This is a genomic window from Lentisphaera profundi, from assembly GCF_028728065.1.
Classification (GTDB): domain Bacteria; phylum Verrucomicrobiota; class Lentisphaeria; order Lentisphaerales; family Lentisphaeraceae; genus Lentisphaera; species Lentisphaera profundi.
This window is the reverse complement of the sequence record NZ_CP117811.1, coordinates 1-22691: the sequence shown is the minus strand read 5'-3', so window position 1 is coordinate 22691 and position 22691 is coordinate 1. Positions and strand designations below refer to the sequence as shown.

The following is a 22691-nucleotide window of genomic DNA, read 5'->3' as shown; positions in this document are numbered from 1 at the left end:
GCTCTATTTAGAATTTTATAGGAATTATTATGTTTAATATTTTACGAAAACATTCAGGCAATCTGAAGAATGATATACTCGCGGGCTTAACCGCCGTACTCACTCTGATCCCCGAAGCCGTTGCTTTTACTTTTGTTGCGGGTATTGACCCGATGATGGGCCTTTATGGCTCCTTCTTTATTGGCTTTATCACTTCAGTATTCGGCGGACGTCCCGCCATGATCTCTGGTGCGGCTGGCTCCATGGCTGTCGTTACTACTGCCTTCATTATTATGTTTGGCTTAGAGTATTTACTTGCGGCAGTTATTGTTACCGGGATTTTACAGGTACTCTTTGGGGCCTTCAAAATGGGGAAATTCATTCGCCTCTTACCGCATCCCGTTATGCTCGGTTTCGTCAATGGTCTCGCCATCGTCATTGGTATGGCACAATTTGGTCAATTCAAAGAAAATACTCGCGTCGTTTACGATAAGCAGCATGATATGTTTACTTATGCTGGCGACTGGATGGCACTTACGAGTCCCGCCATGCTGACGATGATGGGCATGATTGTCCTAACTATGTTAATTGTTCACTTCCTTCCCAAATTCACAAAAGCTATTCCCGCACCACTCGCAGCCATCGTTATTTGCACATTGCTCGCTACCTTTACACCTTTAAAGGATCACTCAAAAAGAGTATCTGACGTCGTTCTTGGCCAGCGTACTTCTATGACTGAGAAGGAAATCATTACAGATCAATTCACAGCTCAAAAAGAAACCGTTCTCCATCGTGATTATGCCGCTACGGCAGAAGCCACTGTGGCTAAAAAAATCACTAATGAACAAGTCCAAGAGCGTTGGGAGCTCAATCAAACAAAACTCATTGCAGAAGGTAAAAAAGACACTGCAGATGCACTTGATGGCAGTCTAAAAGGGCGTTTACCAAGTTTACACCTTCCGGATATTGGCTGGGATATGAGCAATCCGGATAATCGTGATAAAGCCATTAAAGTTTTGATCCTTGCACTTATTCTCGCTTCTGTAGGCTTAATTGAAACGCTCATGACCATGTCACTTATTGATGAAATTACTGAAACTCGTGGCCAAGGCAATAGAGAATCCGTTGCCCAAGGTGCTGGTAATGTTGTCAGTGGTTTCTTTGGTGGCATGTGCGGTTGCGCGATGATTGGTCAAAGTGTGATCTGTTTAAATTCTGGTGGTCGTGGCCGTACATCTGGTATTGCGACGGCTATTTTCATGCTGATTTTTATCTTATTTGCACCTCATCTTATTGAGATGATCCCCGTCGCGTCACTCATCGGTGTGATGTTCATGGTTGTTATCGCCACTTTCGAATGGTCTTCACTGCGCTTATTTGGCAAAATCCAAAAATCTGAAATTCTCATCATTATCATTGTATCAGCGGTAACCGTCTTCCTTGACCTCGCAGTCGCAGTGGGTATCGGTATTATCATTTCTGCCCTCATCTATGCATGGAACTCTGCCAAAGAGATCAAAATCAAAGTCACTAAGGAAAGTAAAACTGAGAAAACCTATGTTGTAAAAGGAAATGTCTTTTTCGGTTCCATCACTTCTTTCAAAGAACTCTTTGATCCTAATAATGATCCTAAAGATGTCTACATCGACTTCGCTGATTCCAAAGTCTGTGACCACTCTGGGATAGAAGCAGTTCACGGACTCAGTGAGCGCTATAAAGCAGCAGGTAAAATCCTTCACCTCCGTCACCTCAGTCCTGAATGTGCTACACTACTTAGAAAATCTGGTGACATCGTAGAAGTCAATATTCTCGAAGACCCAAAATACCTCGTGGCTGACGATTCACTTGCCTAAGTCGCAAAGTCAATAGTCATAAAAAAAGGGATGCTCAATAGCATCCCTTTTTTGTGTTTACTGGAAAGAGCGTTTATTGACGTCCTGCTGCTCCGCCGGCCGCTACGGCGACGCCAATTGCTACGAACATTAGAACTATAAAGGCAAGCATAACACCTAATAGTATCTTGCCCGTCTTATCAAGAGTTTTATGGTCGGCATAACCCTCTGGACAACAGGCGAAACGAAAGCCTACTACAAAGTTATAAAACGGAATGAAAATTGTCCAACCATACCACAGGCTATAACCGAGGTTAACACAGCGTTGGCGAATCACATGAATGGAACCAATAATCGCGCCAATTTGACCGACAATCGGAATCAGCGCTAAAAAGTTTAAACCAAAATTCCATCCCCAATAAGCTCCGCGTTGCATGCCTCCGTATTCCAGTACTTCGCCGTCAGAATTTACGCTTAGAGTATCGCTACTATCTGGAGCCGCGTAAGGATTACTAGAATCATCTATACTTTCCGCTTGGCGCCTTACTGCGGGTTTACGTTTTGCTACCGTCATTTTCTTTTTCTTTTTCTTTGGCGGTGCTACTTCTTCTTGAACTTCTGAGGCAACAACAAAGTCATTTTCGCATGAGGGACATTCAGCCGTTTGGCCTAAAAAAGAATCCTCTACTGTATCACTCCACTCACAATTGGGGCATGCTGCAATCATATCTCTATCTCCATATCATTATTAATTGATTGTGGATTATAACTAAAGTTACCGCTTTGAGCAAGATCTGGATTCTTAATTTAGTGTTAAGCTAATAATAAATACTACTATTTATTATGCCTCGAGCTACTTGGTAAAAACGACGTACAATATTTGCCGCGCTCGACTGGCTCCAATGAAGAGACTCTGACACTGTTGCTCATCTTGCTGAAAATCGGCATCGTAGCCGACTAAAAATGCCACTTTAGTCTCGAGCCCCTTAACTTTGTTAGCTGAAATATAGAGGATCTTATTTTTCTCTGGAAAGAGGCCGTTATTGATTTTAGCTCCCCCCATTGTGCCACTCGGTAATAGACGACGATTTTTACTAAAGGAATTGGCGATGATCATAATTTCTTCTGGCTGACAGACTTTGCGTTTGAGTAGATCTTTAATTGTATCATCAAGGTACTTGGGAATGAGGTGGTGCTTCAGTACTTTTTCCACTACCGGTTCCCCCGCGGGTAAATCTTCTGCAGGAGTTAAATCCATCGTTCTAATTTTTGATGAATTTGATTTGATTTTAATGAGATACTTAAAAATATTCATCGTGTAGCGATAGCTCTCGAACAAATTCAAACGAATAGGATTCGACTCCAAGACACTATAAAGTTTTTCTGCATCAAAACCATTCATTCCACCCCGTCGAAAGCTCGGGCGTTGATCCGAATCATAAAGAACCGCAATACGTGCTGCTGCACCTTCTTTGAGTAATGAAAAATAAATGGACCACCAGCCAGGTCCATTAGTTCCATGTATGGGAAACTCTGTATCGTGGTCTTGAGCTTCATCGACTATAAGGCAATCATATTCCGCTGTAACTTTTCCTGCTGCCACTAAGCCTTCTAAAGTCAATGGTAGCTGAGATTCATAAAACTGGTTACGAGCGGCTTGCTCATCAGGAACTACAAATTCTAAACCATTCTGCTTATAAATATCTCGGGCTAAATCTTCCCAAAGCCGCACCGTGATTGTGCCCTTGCGCGCTTGACCTCCTTGCTCCATTTTATCTGCAATATCTTTTAATTTATTGCGTAAAGCGCGATTATAACAAAGAATTAATACCGAACCCCCTCGTTCACGACGACGTCCTGCCCAAATCCTAGCTAAGCCGAGTGCCATCCACGATTTACCACTACCTGGGGCGCCTTTGACCACAAACTGGCGATTGTGAATCAAATGATTCAGCACCCGTGTAACTTTTGAATTAATGAGTTTTGTAAGGTACTTATCAGTTTCTTTCACCGACTTGGGATCGACGCCACTCTCATCCTCACTGACAAAGGCCTTGCGAAACATTTTTTCTGCTTCTCCCGCGCCAATTTTCATGATTCGTCCTAGCTTCGCATCCATCTGAGGAACAAAACTCTCTAAGTCATCACGATCCATGATCAGTTCACGTGGCAGGCCTTGGTACTCATTCACCTTTCCTTGAATACACAAATCAGGACAAGCCAATACACCTTTAACCACCATTTTGTAGGAGCCACCTGCGCGGGCCAAAATATCCCTTACTCCCTGAATTTCTCTAAATAATTGTGAATCTGGAGCAGTGCGACCATGGGTATTCCATTCACCCGTTTTTTTATTTCTGCGTAAAACTCCGCCTTTAGCTTCAATGACTAAGACACCTGCATCTGGATTGAATACTAAAAAATCACCTTCTCGAGAAACTCCGCGAGGTCCTTTGTAGTAGTAACCCCATACAACGATCCAATGACTGGGTAAACGCTGGAGTAAAGTCGCAACTTTTTGTTCTGATTCATGGCATTTATATTCTGGACGCAATCTAATAAACTGAGGCATAATCCTTCCTAATATTATTCAATCAACACTAAAATAATTTATGCGTCTAGTCACTCAATAAAAATATTCGAACTAGCACAAATACTTTTTTTTCAGCATAAATGGCACAAAAGGTCAACTCAGCTTGTCAGTAGCACGCCTTCGTGTAATTTAAGCAAAATTTTTGGAAAAAACAAATATGAAAAAAGTCGAGTACGATTTCTTGATCATTGGTAGCGGCCTCGCGGGTATGTACTGTGCTCTACAAGCAGCAGAACATGGCTCAGTGGCCTTGATCTCCAAACGAGAACTCAGCGAATGCAATAGTAAATATGCTCAGGGAGGAATCTCCTGTGTCATGAGTGATATCAACGATCAGGACAGCTTTGAACTCCATGTTTCGGATACACTGAAAGCTGGGGCAGGTCTTTGCGATGAAAAAGTCGTCACCGATATAGTTTCTGCAGGTCCCACAGCCATACAAAAACTCATTGATCTCGGCGTTAAATTCACTCGCCGTTCAGAAGTGGACGAGAGTGACGATGATGAATCAGGCCAATATAACCTCGGTCGCGAAGGCGGTCATAGCCAACGCCGAGTTCTGCATGCGGGAGATATTACTGGTACTGAAGTCATACGTGCCCTAGAGAAAGCTTGTCGCCAAGAAGATAGAATTGAGGTTTTTGAAAATTTTCACGCTATAGATCTCATCACTACGGGTAAACTCGGTTGGGGACTTGATAAAAATAATTGCCTCGGTGCTTACATCCTCGACAAAGATAATGAACTCGTCACGACTTTCCTAGCTAAGTCTACTATTTTAGCTACCGGTGGTGCGGGCAAAGTTTATACCTATACCACAAATCCAGATATCGCCACTGGCGATGGCATTGCTATGGCCTACAGAGCCAATGCGGATATCGCAAATATGGAATTTTTTCAATTTCATCCCACATGCCTTTTTGATCATCGCATCAATAGCTTCCTCATTTCGGAAGCGGTTCGTGGTGAAGGTGCCATTTTGAAAATCCGACGTAAAAATGAGCTCGTCGACTTCATGGAAAAATATCATGAACTCAAAAGTTTAGCTCCACGCGATGTCGTAGCACGCGCCATTGACCGCGAACTTAAAGAAACGGGTGAGAAATGCGTCTATCTCGATATCACTCATCACAATGAAGAATTTCTGCGCAAGCGTTTCCCGAAAATCTTTGCCACTTGTGAATCAATTGGTTTAAATATGGCTAAAGATCCCATCCCCGTTGTTCCTGCTGCTCATTACTGCTGTGGTGGTGTGAAGACCGATATTTGTGGAACTACGAATATTACCCGTCTCTATGCTATCGGTGAAACCGCCTGTACAGGTCTCCATGGCGCCAACCGTCTCGCTAGTAATAGTTTACTTGAAGCCGTCGTCATGGGCGGAAAATCCGCAGAATGTGCCGCCGAAATGAATGCCTCTTTATCTCAGTCTATTTTACAAACACAAATGAATGCCGTCCCTAGCTGGACAAGTGGCAACGCTACTGATTCAGACGAGCAGGTTGTTATTACTCATAACTGGCAAGAGATGCGTTCTTTCATGTGGGACTTTGTGGGGATTTTTAGAACGAATAAGCGCCTTCAGCGCGCCAAACGTCGCATTCGTAATATTCAGCATGAAATCACCCATTATTATTGGGATTTCAATATCACTCCTGATTTAATCGAGCTCCGTAACCTAGCTTGTTTATCAGAACTCATTATTGATTGTGCCCTCTCGCGCCAAGAAAGTCGCGGCTTGCACTTTAACCATGATTTTCCCCAAAAATCAGACACGGCAATAGAAAGCCACCTAAGGAAATTTTAAAATGTTAGAAATCAAAACTCCTCTTGAACTCATTGGGGAATTCAAACGTCTAGATAGCATCATTGATTTTAATCGCCCCCGCATTGAACTCGATATGGGCTGTGGCAAAGGTCGCTTTACGACTGAATTGGCTAAACGTTATCCCGAAGCCCTTGTGATGGGTGCAGACATTAAACTCGACCGCTTACGAAAACTCAATGGCAAAGCCGCACGTGCCGACTGTAGCAATGTAGAAGCACTGCATTGCTTAGGCTGGGAACTCTTTGGGACTCAACTCCCCGATCACACTATTGATCGTGTTCATGTTATCTGTCCAGATCCCTGGCCTAAAGAACGTCATCGACGCAACCGTATGCTCTCGAGTGAATTTGTGTATCGCGTCACCCGAAAAATCAAAAAAGGCGGCTCATTGCACCTTGCCACAGATGACCTACCCTACCTTGAATGGATAAAAACTGTCACCTCACAACTACCTTTCCTTGAACCTGACCAAAGTGTTTTGGCCGATATTGCAGATGTTCAAACTGAATTTGAAATGAACTTTGCGACTCAAGATAAACCCGTGATTCATTTGGGTTTCCGCGTACTCGCCTAATGCCTACTCTACTGGAAGAAGTTAACGAGCAATTTGCTCAGTGGGTGACCGAAGAAAGTCGCCAACTGCGTATCATTGAAGAATCCGCTGCTAATTTAGTGGCTGCAGTCAAGACGCATCCCGCACGCAAGCCTCATTTAAAACGCTTGCGTTTAGCGCAAAAAGCTCTCGAAAATGCTAGTGAACAATGCATTCATTTCACTGCTATCGCGGATTTTCTAAATTCTCAGGATGATTTTAATCAGCTAGCACCTCAGGGTGATATCTTGACTCAACTCTCTTCCCTAGACCTAAATCCTTCAATATCTAAAGTCATCAGCTCTGCATCCTTGCTCATTACCGAAGATTAATTCTTCTAAAGTGTAGGAAAAAGCCCGCTTGTGACTTTTGCTCTCTTTAGTGATCGCCTCATTATCTTAGTGTTTTAATAATGCCTGAACCCGTGATCTGGTTTCAGGTATAAGTAAAGACATGAATGATAAATTTACTTATCCAGAATAAAGGGCATGATGCGACCCGTAGGATAGGGACGCTGTCCCCCTCGAGCTCCCCCAGCAAGGAAATGCCTTTCCTTGACTAGGCGACTAAGAGGCTTTGCCCCTTGTAATGGGTAATCGTGTATAAATTTACTTCTCCAGAAACTTACTCAAACCCTTAAACATTTGCATGAGATGTGGAGTTGCTTCTATCTCTTTTTTCTCTTCTTTTGAAACAGCTTTATCATCAACACTAGTAACACTACTACCAAAAGAAAGTGCACTACTTAAAGGGATATCTATTTTCCCCTTCTCGGTAATTAAACCTACATTATTCCAAGAAGAAACCACTGTAAACTGGCGATCTCCTTCTCCTAATAAATCGTGGCCTAAGCTATAGTCTTCTGGTTTATTACTAATCCCAAGATGTGGAGCTAAGAGTGCTGGTAGATCCAAGTGACTTGACATTTTAGTATATTTCATCGCTTTTTGTCCCGGTACCCATAATATAAATGGTACTCGAATTTGATCTTGATGAAATTCCGAATTATGACCCCAACGGCCTGCTTCCATAAATTCCTCACCATGATCACCAGTCATAATCACAATGGTATTTTCCATGAGATTTTTTTCTTCCAGGTAATCTAGAATACGCTTATGCTGTGTATCGAGGTGATAAATTGAATTTAGGTAACGATTATAAATCAATTCTATGTTTTCTTTAATATCCACCATCGCGTAATTTGTGTGTTCCAAATAATCCTTTTTTACCACTAAATCTTCTGGAAATGTATAGGGTGCATGAGGTGATTCAAAAAACATGAAAAACATAAAAGGTTTAGTTTGATCGCGTTCATCGATGAAGTTTAATAACTCAGTCACCTTTTTACGATCATTTAAATAACCGCCATTACCTTTAGACGGATGTAAATGTTCCTTAGGGATATTCGAAAAAATAGTCTTATCAAATTCCGGGTAAGAAAATTTTGCACTGGTAAAGAGTTCCATCTGGTAATTTTGTTCTTGTAACACATCCAACAATACTGGCGAACGTCGTTCATTGAGTACTTTAAACCAATAGGGGCCATAGAGACCATAAAACATGGAAAACATTCCCATACGAGTACCGTTACCACCACTGTAATGTTGTTCAAATACCGTGGCTTTATTCTTAAAAGCGAATGTCGTGGGCATGACTTCTTCGGTCGCAGTTCCATAACGCCAAGATTCCGCCACTAACCAAACAATATTAAGTTTTTTCTTGGGCTCGTTAAATTGTATTTTTTCCGAAGGGTAATTCAATGCTGAAGAATTTTCTTTGACCGCAATATCTTTTTCTCTTATCTCTTCCATTCCTAGTTTCTTAATCAAAAAGCTCCTAAAAGTAATCGATATGTAGCCTGGATAACGATACGCAGAAGAAACAATATGACTTTTAGCTTGGAAATGGCTCAAGCCAAAAACAGTTCCTTGATAGAGAAAAATAAGCACATAAGCACACGCTAAAGATATTTTGACTTTGCGGCTCAGTCGACTTGGTAATAATTGCTTTTTTTCTATTTTTATCGCGAAAAATAACATGAGTAAAAAGATGAGACCAAAGCAGATACTCCAAATGCTCGCGATCACAGGCATTCCATATCCGCCGCCCATTGAATCGAGCCCACCTGGCGTACTAATGATATTCCATATAAAGCTATTAATGTGGAAACCAAAACCCTTAAATATTTCCGAATCAAAGTAGAAAAATAATGACGTAAATGTTGCTGATAAAATCATCACTGTATAAGAAATGATGTTACTCACTCGATCACTAAATTTGCATGCCTTATTAAAACCACAGCTAAGGGCCATAGCCATCAATAAAGGCAGCATATAAAGAAATGTATAAGACAAAACTATCGTGATATTAAATATAAGAACTCCCGCACTCATTTCAGTAAATGATTGGGGGAAAAGTACAAAACTCACTAAGGCTAAGATTAGATATGTTAAACCATAATAAGTTCTAAATATTGCTAATTTATTAAGGTCACTCTTTAAATCACTCACTTACACTTCCCTGATTAGATTTCATTTTCACAGAGATTACACCCTTTACTTAAGCCTTCTAGTCAGATGACACTTATTCCTCTGTCCATAAGTCTTATATACACCTCCCTAGAACTAAGCCCCTCGATGTCTAAAGTCATCAGTTCTGCATCCTTGCTCATTGCCGAAGATTAAACATTGTTAAATTTTAGTAAAACCTGCTATTACTCATGATTTTCATCTTCAAGTTTGAACGCCTTACGTTACCTTAAAGGCTTCAAATAATAGGAAAATGAGTGAGGAAATAATGAATAATTTTTACAAAGCACTTCCGCTTGCGCTTTTAATGGCAGCATGTAACCAAGGCCCAGATCAAGCCACGGTTTCGAAAAACGTCGAAAACGAAATAAAACAAAAATACGCAGCTGAGATCAAGGCAGAAGTTGAAGCCAAGGTTATGGCCAATATTAAGACTGAGCTCGACGCCGTCAAAAACCAAAAGCAGGCGCTCCAAACAACACAAAAACCCGCATCAGAACTCAATGAAGAAGAGTTCTATATCGAAGCGCTTAAATATAAAGATAACTCCAGCTTCATTTCTGCCGCTTGCTATAGCCTAAAGAATTACCCTGCCTCGCTTCCCACTTTGGTAAAATTTGTTGAAGACAATATTAATGAGAGCTATGCGTCTTACCCCATTGATACCATCATGAGTTTTTCCTCTGACCCCAAATTTAAGGGATATATTACTCAACTTTCTGAGCTTGAGGGCAATCTTTCAGGCGACAGTAATTATCGTGGCAACATCTATAAAATCCAAGTTAAACGAGTCGAAATTGACCCGAGCTACTTACCTAGTTTTATCGCTTTCCTGAATCAATTAGCTAAGGCAGAAGGTAACTATATCAGCTACCTCGACCGTACTTTTGCTCAAGCACTCAAACTTAATGGCTACGCTAAAGGCCAAGAGAAAAAGCAGCTCTTATTAGCACTCATCAATATCTTCCCAAAAGTGAATGGTAGTTACGACCTCAAGAAAGCTTATAAAGTCCTTGTTAAACTAACGGGGCAAACTCTTGGCAGTGAAAAATATGATGACCGTCAGAAGACTGGCGCACTCTATTTGGACTGGGCAAAGAAAAATTTAAACTAGGTGAAGAAATGAAAAAAATTATTCTTTTTGCTCTTAGTTCTCTGACACTATTGGCTCAAGATGCGAAACCTTCACAAGGTATTGCTGAAAAAATCAAAACTGATTTAGTCGAATATATTACGAGTGAAATCACTGCTCAAGCCTCTTTCATCCTCAAAACTGAAGCTGATAAATTAAGTGCTCAGAGTCAACAATCTGCTGGTATTGACTTTATTTACCGCGATGGACTCAAGCCTGAAACTCGTTTCCTTTTAGCTTTAGATTTGACCAAGGGCCGTGCTGATAGAATTGATCTTTTCTTTGATATTATTGAAAAGCATTTACTTGATTTTTATTATTCTGAACGGCTCTTCAAAGAAATCCCTGTAAATGAGGCCAATGTAAAGCGTCTGCTTAAAATTCTTGACTCCAGTTATTATCAACAAGCTAGATGCACTCCGACATTCTATGCGGCGACCTCAATCTCTATTTGACATAATAACTGGCAGATCCTTTCCAAGTTGAATCCTATGGCGCTTATGAGAGTTTCTTGACGAACCCTCTTTAAGCCACAAACGGTAAATCGCTCAAGGTTGTGATAGTTCTTCAGCTTTGAAATACCTGCTTCGGAAATTGATCGGATATTTCTCGCAAGTTGGTAGTTTTCACTCTCATAAATATCTTCTCCTAAGAGCTTCTTTCCCTTTGAGCCACTAACACTGACTAATGTCGCCCCTTTTTCGATGGCATCATCTAAATTGGCGGCAGAGCTATATCCGTCATCCACACTGATCATCATTGCGGTCTCGCCCGTCATCTTTTTATTTTCATCAAGGCAATTACTGAAGGCCTTGCTGTCACTAGTATTTCCAGATTCTAGGGTGAATGATGTCAGAAAACCATTGGCACTAAAGGCGAAATTTGGTCGGTAGCCAAATACGGTTTCTCGACCACCCTTTTTAATAAATGCTGCATCATTATCACTCATGCTGTAAATTTTCCGTGCCGTCTTCGTATCGTAGTCCTTAGGAGCCATGTTGAAGCGATGTTCAACCATCAAAACTTTATCTATGAAGCGAGATAGACATTCGTCAATCATCAGAACTTTGGCACTTTCACAGTGTTGTTTAATTTGAGGAAGAGTCTTCTCCAGGCGAATAATAAATTTTCGGCACCTCGGTAAAAGTTCTTGCGTATAAAACTTTTGCCTCATTTTTCTTGCTCCTTTTTTTCCTTTAAGCATAGAGATCTCGAAATCCAGTTTACTCATATAATCACAGTAATTTTGCAGGCGTTTGAGAGGGATCTTTCTGCGCTCAACACAGGGAAGCTGATCATGAACGTCACTGATATTTTTCATCATTTTACAACTAAGGTTCTTTAGTAATTGACTATCGACAGGCCACGCTGAATCGGCCTTAATGGCTGTAGAATCAATAATCACTGCTGAAAAATCATCCAGGCCACACTCCTTAACGCAGTTCAAAATAGCTTGATGAAAAAGATTAAGGGTCTTCTCAGAAAGAGCAGAGACTTGTTCATGAATCGTATTGCGTGAAGGGAAGCTTCCTATGCCCAAGCGCCCAATAAACTGCTGCAAGGAACTATTCTCACATAGCATACTATAGCCTCGTTCACCGTAACAATTATCATAAAAGTGACGGGCTATGAACAACGCCACCACCAATTCAGCTGGGGGGTGTTTTTGGGTAGAGCTGTTTTTAAACTCGCGGTTTCTAGTGGCGGCTCTATCTTTACTCAACTGAAGTTGATCATCTTCAATTGCCTTTTTGATCTCTTGAAATTCAGGACGAAGTATGATTTGCCCCGCAATCTTCAATGGTCCGCATAAAATTCCTATAGTTTGCCGTAATTCCTCGATGAAATATTCGGGAAAAAGAGTATCGTACATTGAAAGTCCCACTTGCTGTTATTGTCGGTGTAAGCTACTACAATATAGGCGATTAAGTGGGATTTTTTATTGGAAATTATAACTTTAAGCTATTTTTTAATAGCACTTGAGAATGATCTGTCGGAGTGCATCAAGCTAAGGCTTCCTCTTTTCGAGCTAATGTTTATAAAAAACTCGCCTTAAATGACCCCAAATACATTCAAGATTTTTTTGATGAAGCACTTCAATCAAACTTTAGTTTTTATGATGATGACACAAAACGCATCCTTAATGCGCTAGCCGAGGGTCAGCTTACCGTCAGCAAAGAAAGTCAATGGATTTTATTGTTTCATCTCAATGAGCGTAGATCTAGCTCACAATGTAAATTCAGCCATATTCTTCTTCAAGATATCTATCAACACAAATTCGAGAGTAAAGATGCCTATAAAGATAGTGAAAAGATCTTTAATGCTTTTTACCCTCTTTGGTTAAAACAGGAATAAATTATGTCCGCAGGTGGATCGTTAAAGTCAATTTTTTATGCCCTCGCAGCAAATGCGGGCATCGCAATAGCTAAATTTATCGCCGCTTTTATGACTGGCTCCGGCACGATGTTTGCCGAAGGGATTCACTCAGCATCTGATTGTGGCAATCAATTACTCCTACTTTGGGGGATGAAAAAAGCGAAACAGCCCCCAAGTCCTGATTACCCTTTGGGTTATGGTAAAGAAATTTACTTTTGGAGTTTTTTAGTTGCGATCATCATTTTTTCGATCGGGGGCATGTATTCCCTTTACGAAGGAATTCATAAACTTCAACATCCACCTGAAAGTTTTCAAGATGCTTGGGTTGCGGTTATTGTTTTAATTTTTGGTATCATTTTAGAAGGTGGATCACTGCTTGGCTGCCTTAAACAGATTAAGCATTTACGTGGAGAAACACCCTTGCTGCAATGGTGCCGCGAAACTCGCAAAAGTGAGCTCATTGTCATCTTAGGCGAAGATCTTGCTGCCGAATTAGGTATGATGATTGCCTTAGTCTTTATTCTCCTCGCTCAATTTACCGGTAACCCGATGTATGATGCCATTGGTTCGCTGCTGATTATTATTGCCATTTTTATTGCGATAAAAGTAAAAGGCCTTTTGGTCGGTCAATCCGTCAATCCAAAAATTCGCGCCGAGCTCGTTGCTGCTTTAAATAGCAAAGAATCTGTCAAAGAAATTCTCAATGTCATTACTTTACAGCTTGGTGAAGATGTTATGATTGCGGTCAAAGCAAGAATGGACGATGCTAATGCCGTAGAAGTCTGTAAAGATATCAACCAAATTGAAGCTGAAATTAAAACCGCTTTCCCGCAGGTTAAATGGATTTTCTTTGAGCCCGATATCAAAAAATAGTTTTTGCTCTCCCCGTACTTGAGTGCTTCCATGCCTTTGAATTTCAAAGGCATGGTTTAACAAAGCCTAAAGCATCAGCCTTGGCCATACTAGCGAATGACCACAGCTATGCCAAAGACGAGAATCAAATGATTTAAGACAGGCTTTATAAAGTCCGACACTTGATGGCTTTTAGAGCTGTGGTATTTTGCGCAGACAATAAAACTAAGGATAAACACTATGATTCTAGATAAACACTCCTTCATACAACAACGCCCCGGCCCTGTTGTACTCTGTATTCTCGATGGTGTGGGTTACTCAGACCACACCGAAGGTGACGCTTATAAAGCCGCTCACACTCCTAATCTCGATTGGCTTCACAACAATTGCCAAAACCGTCCTCTCAATGCGCATGGTACTCACGTAGGCCTTCCTTCCGATGCCGATATGGGTAATTCAGAAGTAGGTCACAACGCTATCGGCGGCGGTCGCATTGTTTCTCAAGGTGCCAAGCTCGTTAATACTGCACTCGAAACAGGCGCACTTTTCGAAGGTGAAATCTGGCGTAAAATATCTGGCAATGTCCGTGAAAAAAATTCCACTCTTCACTTCATTGGGCTCTTTTCCGATGGTGGCGTTCACGCTCGCCTCGATCATTTAAAAGCCATGGTTGAGCAAGCTCGCAAAGAAGGCATCAAAAGCATTCGTTTCCACATTCTTCTCGATGGTCGTGATGTTAGTGAGACTTCTGCACTCGAATACGTTCTTCCTTTTGAGAACTACCTCAAAACTTTAAATGCCGAAGGCATTTCAGCAAAAATCGCTTCTGGTGGCGGTCGCATGACAATTACTATGGATCGCTATGGCGCTGAATGGGCTATGGTTGAACGCGGTTGGAATACTCACGTTCATGGCGAAGGTCGTCAATTTGCCTCTGCAGAAGAAGCGATCAAAACGTTCCGTAGCGAAGATGATGTCATTGATCAATACCTCCCTGCTTTTGTGATTGCTGAAAATGGTCAGCCTGTGGGACGCATCAGTGATGGCGACTCAGTGATTTTCTACAATTTCCGTGGTGACCGTTCCATCGAAATTTCCCAAGCGTTCGAAGATGATGAATTTCCTAGCTTTGACCGTGGTAATCGTCCTGATGTTGAATACTCCGGCATGATGGAATACGATGGTGACGAGCACATCCCTAAGCAATACCTCGTGGCTCCACCCGCCATCGATCAACCCATGTGCGAATTTCTTTCTGCCAATGGTGTCGGTCAAGTAGCTATTTCCGAGACTCAAAAATACGGTCATGTGACTTTCTTTTTCAATGGTAACCGCAGCGGTAAATTCGACGACAAGATTGAAGACTTTATCGAGATCCCCTCTGATGTCGGTGGCTTTGATCTTCGTCCCTGGATGAAGGCAGTCGAAATCACTGATTACCTCGTCCCAGCAATTTGCGAGAATCGCCAACCTTTCATTCGTGTTAACTACGCTAATGGTGACATGGTTGGTCACACGGGTAACTTTAATGCCGCTCGTATGGCAGTCGAAGTTGTCGACGTTCAAGTGGGTCGCCTGATGGCCGCCGTCAAAAAAGCCAATGGTGTTTTACTCGTCACTTCTGATCATGGTAACTGTGATGAGATGTTCGAGTTCGACAAAAAGGGTGCGGTTAAACTTAATGAGAAAGGCACTGCCAAGGCTAAAACTAGTCATACACTCAACAAAGTGCCCTTTATTGTTTATGATCCTGCCACTCGCAATGAATTCACTCTAAGTGAAGTTCAAGATGCAGGCCTAAGCCATATTGCCGGAACGGTATTTAACTTACTCGGCTTCCAAGCCCCAGATGTTTTTAACCGTACATTGCTCGAGAAAAAATAGTTCGACCACAGTTCTAAAAAAAGCCTCGCTCATGCGGGGCTTTTTTGGCTCTTCATGAAAGTTAATTAAGGAATATTATATATTACGATTAAGCACCTAGCACCACAAAGTGAGTACGAAGTACTCAAGCCGCCGGGTTAAGGGCCGGCAGCTCCTTGCAGGGAGCTCGAGGGGCAGCGCTCCCTCGTGTGCGAAGCATCATGACCTTTATTGTGGGTAATCGTGTATATTTATAAAAATTAGGAGATTAAAAATGGGATTATTACAGGGATTATTCGGTAACTATTCAGAGATATCGAAAGAAGATTTAGAAAGTAAATATGCTCATTTCCTCATTGAGGGAGAAGTGATTAATACAGGCTTCAAACTTGTTCGTGACAATTTAATATTTACCAATTTGAGAATTATTGATTTTGACAAGCAGGGAGCGACTGGGAAAAAAATGCGTATTCATTCCATCTATTTAGATACCATTTGTGAAGTCACTTGTGAAACTGCGGGTACAGGAATTGATGATAGCGAAATCACGATCACTTATATCAAATCACCTTATAAAAAAGCAAAGGAAATCATCTTGGCCGTTAAACAATTTGAATTCCCCAAGAAATTTGATGTGCTTGCCCTTTATGTCCAATTAGAGACGATTGCCTATAAGAACGTGAAACAACTCAATGCCTAATGAATACACTGCTCTCTCTAACTCAACCTGCTCTACTTACTTAAACACTTTTTTTGCTAGTGCCTTAACTTGCTTATCTTCTTCAGTGTTTAAGTCACCTGAAAATTTCACTTTTGCTGGCTCTAAATTTTCAATCGTACAATACAAACTTAAAGCAACTAGGAAAGCTCCCTTGCTACTGGGATGGCTGCCGTCGTTTTTGTATAATTCGCGTCCTAAGTCAGGATTCTCTTTGCGTACTTTTTCCCATAGGCCTGCAATGGGAAGAAGCTGCATTTTATATTTTTTCTTGCCTTCAGAAAATCCTTCATTTAGTTTTTTCTGCATCACTTCATAAGTGGGTGAAGTTTTGATATTTTGCTTATCGCCATCGCGTCTGCCCCAGCTCGTAAAGAGATAGATCGGGGATTGAGTCTTTTTGTTGAGTTTTGCGATGTCAGCTAAAGCGCCTAAGTAGCCTTTGCGCAAATTGCTATAAGCTGGCGTTTGACTCTGCTCTTGGAGAATAATAGCATCCCATTTTTTGGATTGAATCAGAGACTTATTTTTATCGTCTTTTAAATGCTTTGCTAAAGTGAAACCACCCTTACAGATATGGGTCATATTCCATTTGACTTGCTCGCTCTTGAGCAGTTTTTCTAATGTCCCACGACTCTGTATCGTATAAGAATTACCAATAAATAGAATATCTTTTGCCATCAGTGAAAAACTTAGGCTGACTACGAGGAAAATAAATACTTTCATAAAAGCTCCTTAATTTAAAGCAACACATTACTGGAGGGACAGGCAAAGTAAAACCCGATTAAGCGTGCTGCTACATTTTTAGTATGGCCCCGAGGGCTCCTCTAATGCTAGGGAACTTAAGCACATGCCGAAGGTATGTAGTAGGGTAGCCTCCGGATTTATCCGGTGGTTATTGTTGAAAATGATGGTCATGCCGAAGGTATGAAGGAAAATGCTCTGCAGCGTACCTTCGGCACGCATCTTACTGTTATTCAAGTACCACGGACTTACGTCCATGGCTACATTCCTAAGCTCTTCGAGCTCAAACATCTCTTAAATGTCCTACTCTTGCGGAGGCATCTTATTTAGGGAGAGCTCCAAAGGGACCGCATCCTTCGCGTATACGATGTAGCTAAACTCACTAATCGCGAAGTAAAAATGAATTTACTAATTAATTTCGAAGAACTAAAAGAATAATAAAGCGGAAATAAGTGTGCCTAACCAAAAGAAAACTGTGAGCTTACCCATTTTCCGGTGAAGCTTATATTTTTTCACTGCTCCACTAAAAGTGGTGACTAATAAACTGATGAATAATAAATTTGAAAAGCAACGATGAATAATCAGGCGCGTTCGCATTTCTGCAGGGCCAATATTTATTATCGCTTCTTGCGTCGATATCGCACTATAATCAAAACCAAAAACTTGTGACGTTAATACTAGGCCTATGACTGCAATCATCACGATCAACATGATTCCACCATTGATACGCTTGTGCAACTTTAAATTGCCTTTTGCTGCTTGCATGATTCCAAAGAACAAAAGCGGTGTCATTAGGGAAACCGCAATTTGCAGGAAGCGCAAATACATTATTTCTTTACTCATTAATAAGCCCTTGTTAATTCGCCGCTACCATTCCACCATGTCCTTAAAAGTCAAGAAGTCCCACGCAGCTATTTGAAGAGATATTTCTCTCTTAAAAAAGGCTTCGCCATCTCCACCTAGATTTGTATTAAACGACTCAGCTAAGCATATTTATAAAAATCAATTGGAGTATTTCATGAAGGTCCTGAGTGTTCGCGCAAGCATTAGTTTTGTTTTCATCCTCTTTCTTAGTTTATCTAGCTATGCAGAAATCAAAGAATCCGAACCTTTGACCTGGCCGAGAAACTACGAAAAAGGCGGCCATAAACTGATCATTTATCAACCTGAAGTTGAAGAATGGGTCGATCATAAAGTTTTAAAGTTTAAAGCTGCCATAAGTCTCACTCCCAAAGGCGAAAAAGCCCCTATGTTTGGTGCTCTTTATTTCCAGGCCCGCACACTCACCCATAAGACACAACGCCTCATCCTGGTGAAAGATCTAAAGATCTTGGAAACTCACTTCCCGCAAGTCGATGAAAAGTTAGCTCCTAAATTAACAAAGTTAATTGATGCCATTCTACCTAAAGGCAAAAGAATGATCATGTCTTTAGATCGCGTCAATGCCATGGTCGGTGAAGAAAAAGTTATTGAAAATCAAATCAAACTTAGCCTCGATCCTCCCCCTATTTTTTATAGCAATAGCGATGCATCCTTAGTGATTTTTCTCGGTGAAGAAAAGTTTGAAGCTATCAAAGGAACGGACTTACTCTTCGCAGTAAATACTAACTGGGACATTTTCTTAGATCAAAAAACATCTGAATACTTCCTTATGCACGGTGATTCTTGGCTCAAAACCAAAGATCTTAAAAAGGGCCCTTGGTCACTAGCAAATCAACTTCCCGCTGATCTCAATAAACTCCCTGATGATGCCAATTGGAGCGAAGTCAAAAAGCGTTTAAAGCCCCAGCCTCTCGCAAAAGTCCCCAATATTTTTGTTAGCAACCGACCCGCTGAATTACTTGTCACTAAAGGTGAAGCTTCCTTTACACCTATCGAAAATACTCGCTTGCTCTTTGTCAATAATAGTGAAGCTGACCTCTTTCTTTACTCACCCGAAAACCTCTATTACTACTTAGTCGCGGGCCGTTGGTTTAAGGCCACAAACCTGAAAGGCCCTTGGGAAATTGCTTCTGGAAAACTTCCTGCGGACTTCGCAAAAATCCCTGAAAATCACGACAAGTCTTTCGTTCTTGCTTCGGTTCCTGGCACTGAAGATGCCAAAGCCGCCGTGCTCCTTGCTTCGGTTCCTCAGAAAGCCACCGTTAATAGAAGTGAAGTAAAGTTTGAAGTTGCTTATGATGGTGAAGCCATTTTTGAAGAAATAAAAGGTACTGATTCTCCTTTATTTTATGCTGTTAACTCTGAAAAAGCCCTTTTCCGGGTCGAAGATACTTATTATGCCTGTGATAACGCAATCTGGTTTGTCGCACCCACTGCCACAGGTGAATGGGCCGTTGCGACTCAAATCCCTGAAGTCATTTATTCCATCCCTAGTGATCACCCACTCTTCTATGTCACTTTCGTCGATATTTATGAATACAATGATGATTCAGTCGTCTTCGGTTATACCTCGGGTTATAATGGCAATTACGTCTATGATGACGTCGTCGTTTTTGGTGTGGGTTATTGGTATGGACGCTGTCGTCATCACCATCACTGCCATTGCTACCGTCATGTTCGTTACTACTCTTATGGTTGCGGAGCCCGCTATAATTATTATCATGGTGCTTATTATCGCAGGGCTCATCACTATGGTCCCTACGGCGGTGCTGGTAGAGTTGCCGTCTATAACCCCTCTACGGGAACTTATGCACGCAGCGCTTATCGCTATGGCCCTTATGACAGCGCCTATGCAAGAACTGCATACAATCCTTCTAACGATCGCTATGTAGCTCGCGCTGTTGCCAATACCCCTTACGGATCGTGGGGCAAAGGCGTTGCCGTGGATGGCTCTGACTGGGCCAAAGGCGCTTATAAATCAAATTATCAAAAATCTACGATGGCACTAAAGAATTCTGATGGTGCCGGAATCATTGCGGGTAAAAATAAAATCACTGGCGAAAAAGGCTTTATTGGCAAAAATAAAGATGGCGATATCTACGTCGGTAAAGACGGTAATATCTACAGAAATGATGGCGGCGTTTGGAAGAAACGTGAGAATGGTACTTGGCAGACTTTTAATAAACCGAGTACTAGGCCCGCCACCACTGCGAAAAAGCCCGCTACACGACCCGCGACTAGCCCCACCACTCCAACACAAAGACCTGCGACTAGACCTACAAGCGGTCCTGAACATCAGATCCGTCAAAGTAAAATCAAACAATACAACTCTAGTCAAAGATCCAAGGTCTATAGCTCTCTACAAAAATCATCACGCTCGCGTAGCAGTGCTAATTCGCGCGCTCGTTCTTATCATCGCTCTAGTAGCCGGAGTCGCAGTAGTAGTCGAGGTGGCGGCCGCAGAAGATAACTATTAATAATACTGGGACCGCGGGCGTCTCGCCCGCACTTTTCCTGGGACCGCGGGCGTCTCGCCCGCACTTTTCCTGGGACCGCGGGCGTCTCGCCCGCACTTTTCCTGGGGCCGCGGGCGTCTCGCCCGCACTTTTCCTGGGACCGCGGGCGTCTCGCCCGCACTTTTCCTGGGACCGCGGGCGTCTCGCCCGCATAAGCTACATCACTTGGGTACCCCAAGCATCAACTTGGCATCGCCACCAAAACTGCAAAATTTATTTTCATCCGCCCACGGTGGCAAGCGTATTCTGCTGTTAAGCGAAACAACATCCTCTTTTTCTCCCCCACCCTCAATAACAACCTTCCCGGGACCGCTGGCGTCTCGCCCGCACTTTTCCTGGGTACGCGGGCGTCTCGCCCGCATAAGCTACATCACTTGGGTACCCCAAGCACCAGCTTGGCACTTTTCCCGGGCCACCAAAACTTCGCAATTATTTTATTTTTATCCGCCCATGGTGGCAAGCGTAAGCCGCTGTTAAGCGAAATAATATCTTTTTTTTCCCGCCCGCGCTGCAAGTGCCTTGGCATTAACTTTTGCTTACAAGCAATCTTGCCTTTAACTTATCTCTATTATTCTGTAATAATCAAAATAATATCAATCCGCTTCACTAGCCTTGGTCTTGTCTAATAAGATAGGCACACTTCTATTAAGCTTAGGAAATAACTTATCTATCGGGAGGCGGATTTTAAAAACACAACATAATTATACTCGACGAGTAGCTGATCACCATCAGTTCTCATGCGGAGCCTGTCTTGCTCATAAATCATCCAAAGGACTTTGCGTTCCCGACTGATTCAAATTAAGTACATGCGTATAAATTTGCGTCGTACTTATATCCTCATGACCAAGTAATTCCTGAATCGTCCTCAAATCCGTCCCTTTCTCTAACAAATGAGTAGCAAAACTATGTCGTAAAGTATGTACCGTACAATGCTTCAAAATGCCTAAGTCTTTACAATTTTTCTTCAAAACACGACTCAACATTTGACCCGAATTATGATGACGCCGAACAGTCTTTTTCTTGGCCATAGGATCCACACTTAATTTCTCTGATGGAAACAACCAAAACCACTGCCATTCCGTTCCTGCATTAGGATATTTTTTCACCAGTGCATTAGGTAAATAAACACCTTCGACACAATCTATTCGATCTCTTTCAAAGAGCTGGCGTATTCCACCTAAATGCTGCGCGGTAATATCTTTTAAGTTTTTTGATAATAAAGTCTGTCGATCTTTATCACCTTTGCCAGCTAATATATTTAATGCTCCTCGCTCAAAATCTAAATCTTTTACTCGTAAACGTAAGCACTCACTCTTTCTCAGTCCTCCTCCGTAAATCAACTTCATCATTAATTGCTCTTTGCCAATGGTATGATCTATCAACTGTCGAACCTCATTAACCGTAAGAACTATAGGCAGCCTTTCACTGCGTTTTGAACGAAGGCTTCCACTTATATCTCCTAAATCATCCTGTAAAACATACTTGAAAAATAAAACCAAACTACATAAAGCCTGATTTTGAGTAGATGCCGCAACATTAAATCTCATAATCAAGTGAGACAAAAAATCTCGAACACAATCACTGCTTTTATAATTTCCTTTCGCATAAGCTAAATATCTTTCCACCCATGATACATAACTTTGAATCGTTCTATACGACTTTTGCTGAAGTCGCATCGCTTTCTCAAAACTCCTCAGCAAATCATCATGCTCTTCATTATACCTAGATTCCAGACGTTCAGTCTGTAAGTCTTCTTCACTCTTCCAGTCACTAGCTTTAGATTTGGCACCTCCTCTCCAATACCAATAATACTTCACTGCTTCTTCTGATTGTTTCATTTGCCATTCTTCAACTCGACCAAATAGACTCCTTAAATATTGATCCAAGCTCTCCTTCTCATAAGGTGAAGTTCCTAATCGTCTAGAGAAATCCGCAAACTGAACAACCCAACGCAGATAATAATCAACATTTTTTTCAGAGACATCTACTTGTTTGAGCAAAAAACTTTTAAAAACCTGCATATTTGACATAATCATTTCCTCTCTTTGAATTAAATCAATTAAAAAGCGAAACCAACAATAAGCAAGTTTTTAATAGCTATTAGATGTAATTTATTCTTAGCCTTAGTACACATAACACCCTTATTTCCGACTTATGCGTACTACACATAACACCCTTATTTCCGACTTATGCGTACTCAATAATGCAATAAAATAACGCTGCTTTAAAGCCCTTTTTGGGCCTCTCATAATAAAA

18 protein-coding genes are annotated in these 22691 nt (G+C 41.6%); 11 read left to right on the top strand and 7 right to left on the bottom strand.

Annotation, left to right across the window (positions count from 1 at the left end; genetic code table 11):
• The first annotated feature begins 29 nt into the window (after positions 1–29).
• Positions 30–1832 carry a SulP family inorganic anion transporter gene (locus tag PQO03_RS00090; protein ID WP_274150433.1) on the top strand — a complete coding sequence of 601 codons (1803 nt, stop codon included), beginning with the start codon at positions 30–32 and terminating at the stop codon, positions 1830–1832.
• Positions 1833–1905: 73 nt separating this feature from the next.
• Here PQO03_RS00090 and PQO03_RS00085 read toward each other — a convergent pair whose 3' ends face one another.
• Both PQO03_RS00085 and PQO03_RS00080 read right to left on the bottom strand, forming a co-directional pair.
• Positions 1906–2538: a hypothetical protein gene (locus tag PQO03_RS00085; protein ID WP_274150432.1), complete on the bottom strand. Its 633-nt coding sequence runs from the start codon at positions 2536–2538 to the stop codon at positions 1906–1908.
• A gap of 126 nt (positions 2539–2664) precedes the next feature.
• A complete protein-coding gene (locus tag PQO03_RS00080) occupies positions 2665–4383 on the bottom strand; it encodes an NERD domain-containing protein (RefSeq protein WP_274150431.1) in 1719 nt (572 codons plus the stop codon).
• Between the two features lie 178 nt (positions 4384–4561).
• On the opposite strand from PQO03_RS00080, the gene nadB reads away from it, so the two are divergent.
• Genes nadB through PQO03_RS00065 form a run of 3 tightly spaced genes read left to right on the top strand, consistent with a single transcriptional unit; the run spans position 4562 to position 7156 of the window.
• Positions 4562–6211 (top strand): L-aspartate oxidase, encoded by a 1650-nt coding sequence (nadB, locus tag PQO03_RS00075; RefSeq protein WP_274150430.1) that lies wholly within the window; start codon positions 4562–4564, stop codon positions 6209–6211.
• 1 nt (position 6212) lies between these two features.
• Entirely contained in the window at positions 6213–6806 is a 594-nt protein-coding gene (gene trmB / locus PQO03_RS00070) for a tRNA (guanine(46)-N(7))-methyltransferase TrmB (RefSeq protein WP_274150429.1), read from the top strand.
• The gene (locus PQO03_RS00065; RefSeq protein WP_274150428.1) at positions 6806–7156 is read left to right on the top strand and encodes a hypothetical protein; all 351 of its coding nucleotides are present in this window, start codon (positions 6806–6808) and stop codon (positions 7154–7156) included. Before trmB ends, PQO03_RS00065 begins: the two co-directional genes overlap by 1 nt.
• Positions 7157–7432: 276 nt before the next feature.
• Here the strand turns inward: PQO03_RS00065 and PQO03_RS00060 are convergent, their stop codons facing one another.
• A complete protein-coding gene (locus PQO03_RS00060; RefSeq protein WP_274150427.1) occupies positions 7433–9334 on the bottom strand; it encodes a sulfatase-like hydrolase/transferase in 1902 nt (633 codons plus the stop codon).
• 286 nt (positions 9335–9620) lie between these two features.
• Between PQO03_RS00060 and PQO03_RS00055 the strand changes: the two genes are divergently transcribed.
• Together PQO03_RS00055 and PQO03_RS00050 are read left to right on the top strand one after the other, a co-directional pair.
• Positions 9621–10466: a hypothetical protein gene (locus PQO03_RS00055; RefSeq protein WP_274150426.1), complete on the top strand. Its 846-nt coding sequence runs from the start codon at positions 9621–9623 to the stop codon at positions 10464–10466.
• Between the two features lie 8 nt (positions 10467–10474).
• Complete coding sequence (locus tag PQO03_RS00050) at positions 10475–10939, top strand: hypothetical protein (protein WP_274150425.1); 465 nt, start codon at positions 10475–10477, stop codon at positions 10937–10939.
• Here PQO03_RS00050 and PQO03_RS00045 read toward each other — a convergent pair.
• Positions 10912–12357 carry a transposase gene (locus PQO03_RS00045; RefSeq protein WP_274149473.1) on the bottom strand — a complete coding sequence of 482 codons (1446 nt, stop codon included), beginning with the start codon at positions 12355–12357 and terminating at the stop codon, positions 10912–10914. The genes PQO03_RS00050 and PQO03_RS00045 overlap by 28 nt on opposite strands.
• Positions 12358–12482: 125 nt before the next feature.
• Here PQO03_RS00045 and PQO03_RS00040 point away from each other — a divergent pair, with 125 nt between their 5' ends.
• The 4 genes from PQO03_RS00040 to PQO03_RS00025 all read left to right on the top strand — a co-directional run bounded on the left by PQO03_RS00040 (position 12483) and on the right by PQO03_RS00025 (position 16275).
• The gene (locus tag PQO03_RS00040; protein WP_274150424.1) at positions 12483–12839 is read left to right on the top strand and encodes a hypothetical protein; all 357 of its coding nucleotides are present in this window, start codon (positions 12483–12485) and stop codon (positions 12837–12839) included.
• Between the two features lie 3 nt (positions 12840–12842).
• Entirely contained in the window at positions 12843–13733 is an 891-nt protein-coding gene (locus PQO03_RS00035) for a cation diffusion facilitator family transporter (RefSeq protein ID WP_274150423.1), read from the top strand.
• A 219-nt stretch (positions 13734–13952) separates the two neighbouring features.
• Entirely contained in the window at positions 13953–15596 is a 1644-nt protein-coding gene (gene gpmI, locus PQO03_RS00030; RefSeq protein ID WP_274150422.1) for a 2,3-bisphosphoglycerate-independent phosphoglycerate mutase, read from the top strand.
• Between the two features lie 253 nt (positions 15597–15849).
• The gene (locus PQO03_RS00025; protein WP_274150421.1) at positions 15850–16275 is read left to right on the top strand and encodes a PH domain-containing protein; all 426 of its coding nucleotides are present in this window, start codon (positions 15850–15852) and stop codon (positions 16273–16275) included.
• A gap of 36 nt (positions 16276–16311) precedes the next feature.
• Here PQO03_RS00025 and PQO03_RS00020 read toward each other — a convergent pair whose 3' ends face one another.
• Entirely contained in the window at positions 16312–17019 is a 708-nt protein-coding gene (locus PQO03_RS00020; RefSeq protein WP_274150420.1) for an SGNH/GDSL hydrolase family protein, read from the bottom strand.
• A 444-nt stretch (positions 17020–17463) separates the two neighbouring features.
• Positions 17464–17880, bottom strand: a complete 417-nt coding sequence (locus PQO03_RS00015) for a DUF420 domain-containing protein (protein WP_274150419.1) — start codon at positions 17878–17880, stop codon at positions 17464–17466.
• A gap of 175 nt (positions 17881–18055) precedes the next feature.
• On the opposite strand from PQO03_RS00015, the gene PQO03_RS00010 reads away from it, so the two are divergent.
• A complete protein-coding gene (locus tag PQO03_RS00010; RefSeq protein ID WP_274150418.1) occupies positions 18056–20389 on the top strand; it encodes a hypothetical protein in 2334 nt (777 codons plus the stop codon).
• Positions 20390–21190: 801 nt separating this feature from the next.
• On the opposite strand, the gene PQO03_RS00005 is transcribed toward PQO03_RS00010, so the two are convergent.
• Positions 21191–22465, bottom strand: coding sequence for an integron integrase (locus PQO03_RS00005; RefSeq protein ID WP_337993434.1), 1275 nt, complete (start codon positions 22463–22465; stop codon positions 21191–21193).
• Between the last annotated feature and the right edge of the window lie 226 nt (positions 22466–22691).

Excerpts from the sequence above, each read along its gene's own strand:
- PQO03_RS00015 (WP_274150419.1), bottom strand. The coding sequence starts at position 17,880 with ATGAGTAAAGAAATAATGTATTTGCGCTTCCTGCAAATTGCGGTTTCC.
- PQO03_RS00055 (WP_274150426.1), top strand. The coding sequence starts at position 9,621 with ATGAATAATTTTTACAAAGCACTTCCGCTTGCGCTTTTAATGGCAGCA.
- PQO03_RS00025 (WP_274150421.1), top strand. The coding sequence starts at position 15,850 with ATGGGATTATTACAGGGATTATTCGGTAACTATTCAGAGATATCGAAA.
- PQO03_RS00080 (WP_274150431.1), bottom strand. The coding sequence starts at position 4,383 with ATGCCTCAGTTTATTAGATTGCGTCCAGAATATAAATGCCATGAATCA.
- trmB (WP_274150429.1), top strand. The coding sequence starts at position 6,213 with ATGTTAGAAATCAAAACTCCTCTTGAACTCATTGGGGAATTCAAACGT.
- PQO03_RS00035 (WP_274150423.1), top strand. The coding sequence starts at position 12,843 with ATGTCCGCAGGTGGATCGTTAAAGTCAATTTTTTATGCCCTCGCAGCA.
- PQO03_RS00085 (WP_274150432.1), bottom strand. The coding sequence starts at position 2,538 with ATGATTGCAGCATGCCCCAATTGTGAGTGGAGTGATACAGTAGAGGAT.
- PQO03_RS00005 (WP_337993434.1), bottom strand. The coding sequence starts at position 22,465 with ATGTCAAATATGCAGGTTTTTAAAAGTTTTTTGCTCAAACAAGTAGAT.
- PQO03_RS00090 (WP_274150433.1), top strand. The coding sequence starts at position 30 with ATGTTTAATATTTTACGAAAACATTCAGGCAATCTGAAGAATGATATA.
- PQO03_RS00045 (WP_274149473.1), bottom strand. The coding sequence starts at position 12,357 with ATGTACGATACTCTTTTTCCCGAATATTTCATCGAGGAATTACGGCAA.
- PQO03_RS00050 (WP_274150425.1), top strand. The coding sequence starts at position 10,475 with ATGAAAAAAATTATTCTTTTTGCTCTTAGTTCTCTGACACTATTGGCT.
- gpmI (WP_274150422.1), top strand. The coding sequence starts at position 13,953 with ATGATTCTAGATAAACACTCCTTCATACAACAACGCCCCGGCCCTGTT.
- nadB (WP_274150430.1), top strand. The coding sequence starts at position 4,562 with ATGAAAAAAGTCGAGTACGATTTCTTGATCATTGGTAGCGGCCTCGCG.
- PQO03_RS00020 (WP_274150420.1), bottom strand. The coding sequence starts at position 17,019 with ATGAAAGTATTTATTTTCCTCGTAGTCAGCCTAAGTTTTTCACTGATG.
- PQO03_RS00065 (WP_274150428.1), top strand. The coding sequence starts at position 6,806 with ATGCCTACTCTACTGGAAGAAGTTAACGAGCAATTTGCTCAGTGGGTG.
- PQO03_RS00010 (WP_274150418.1), top strand. The coding sequence starts at position 18,056 with ATGAAGGTCCTGAGTGTTCGCGCAAGCATTAGTTTTGTTTTCATCCTC.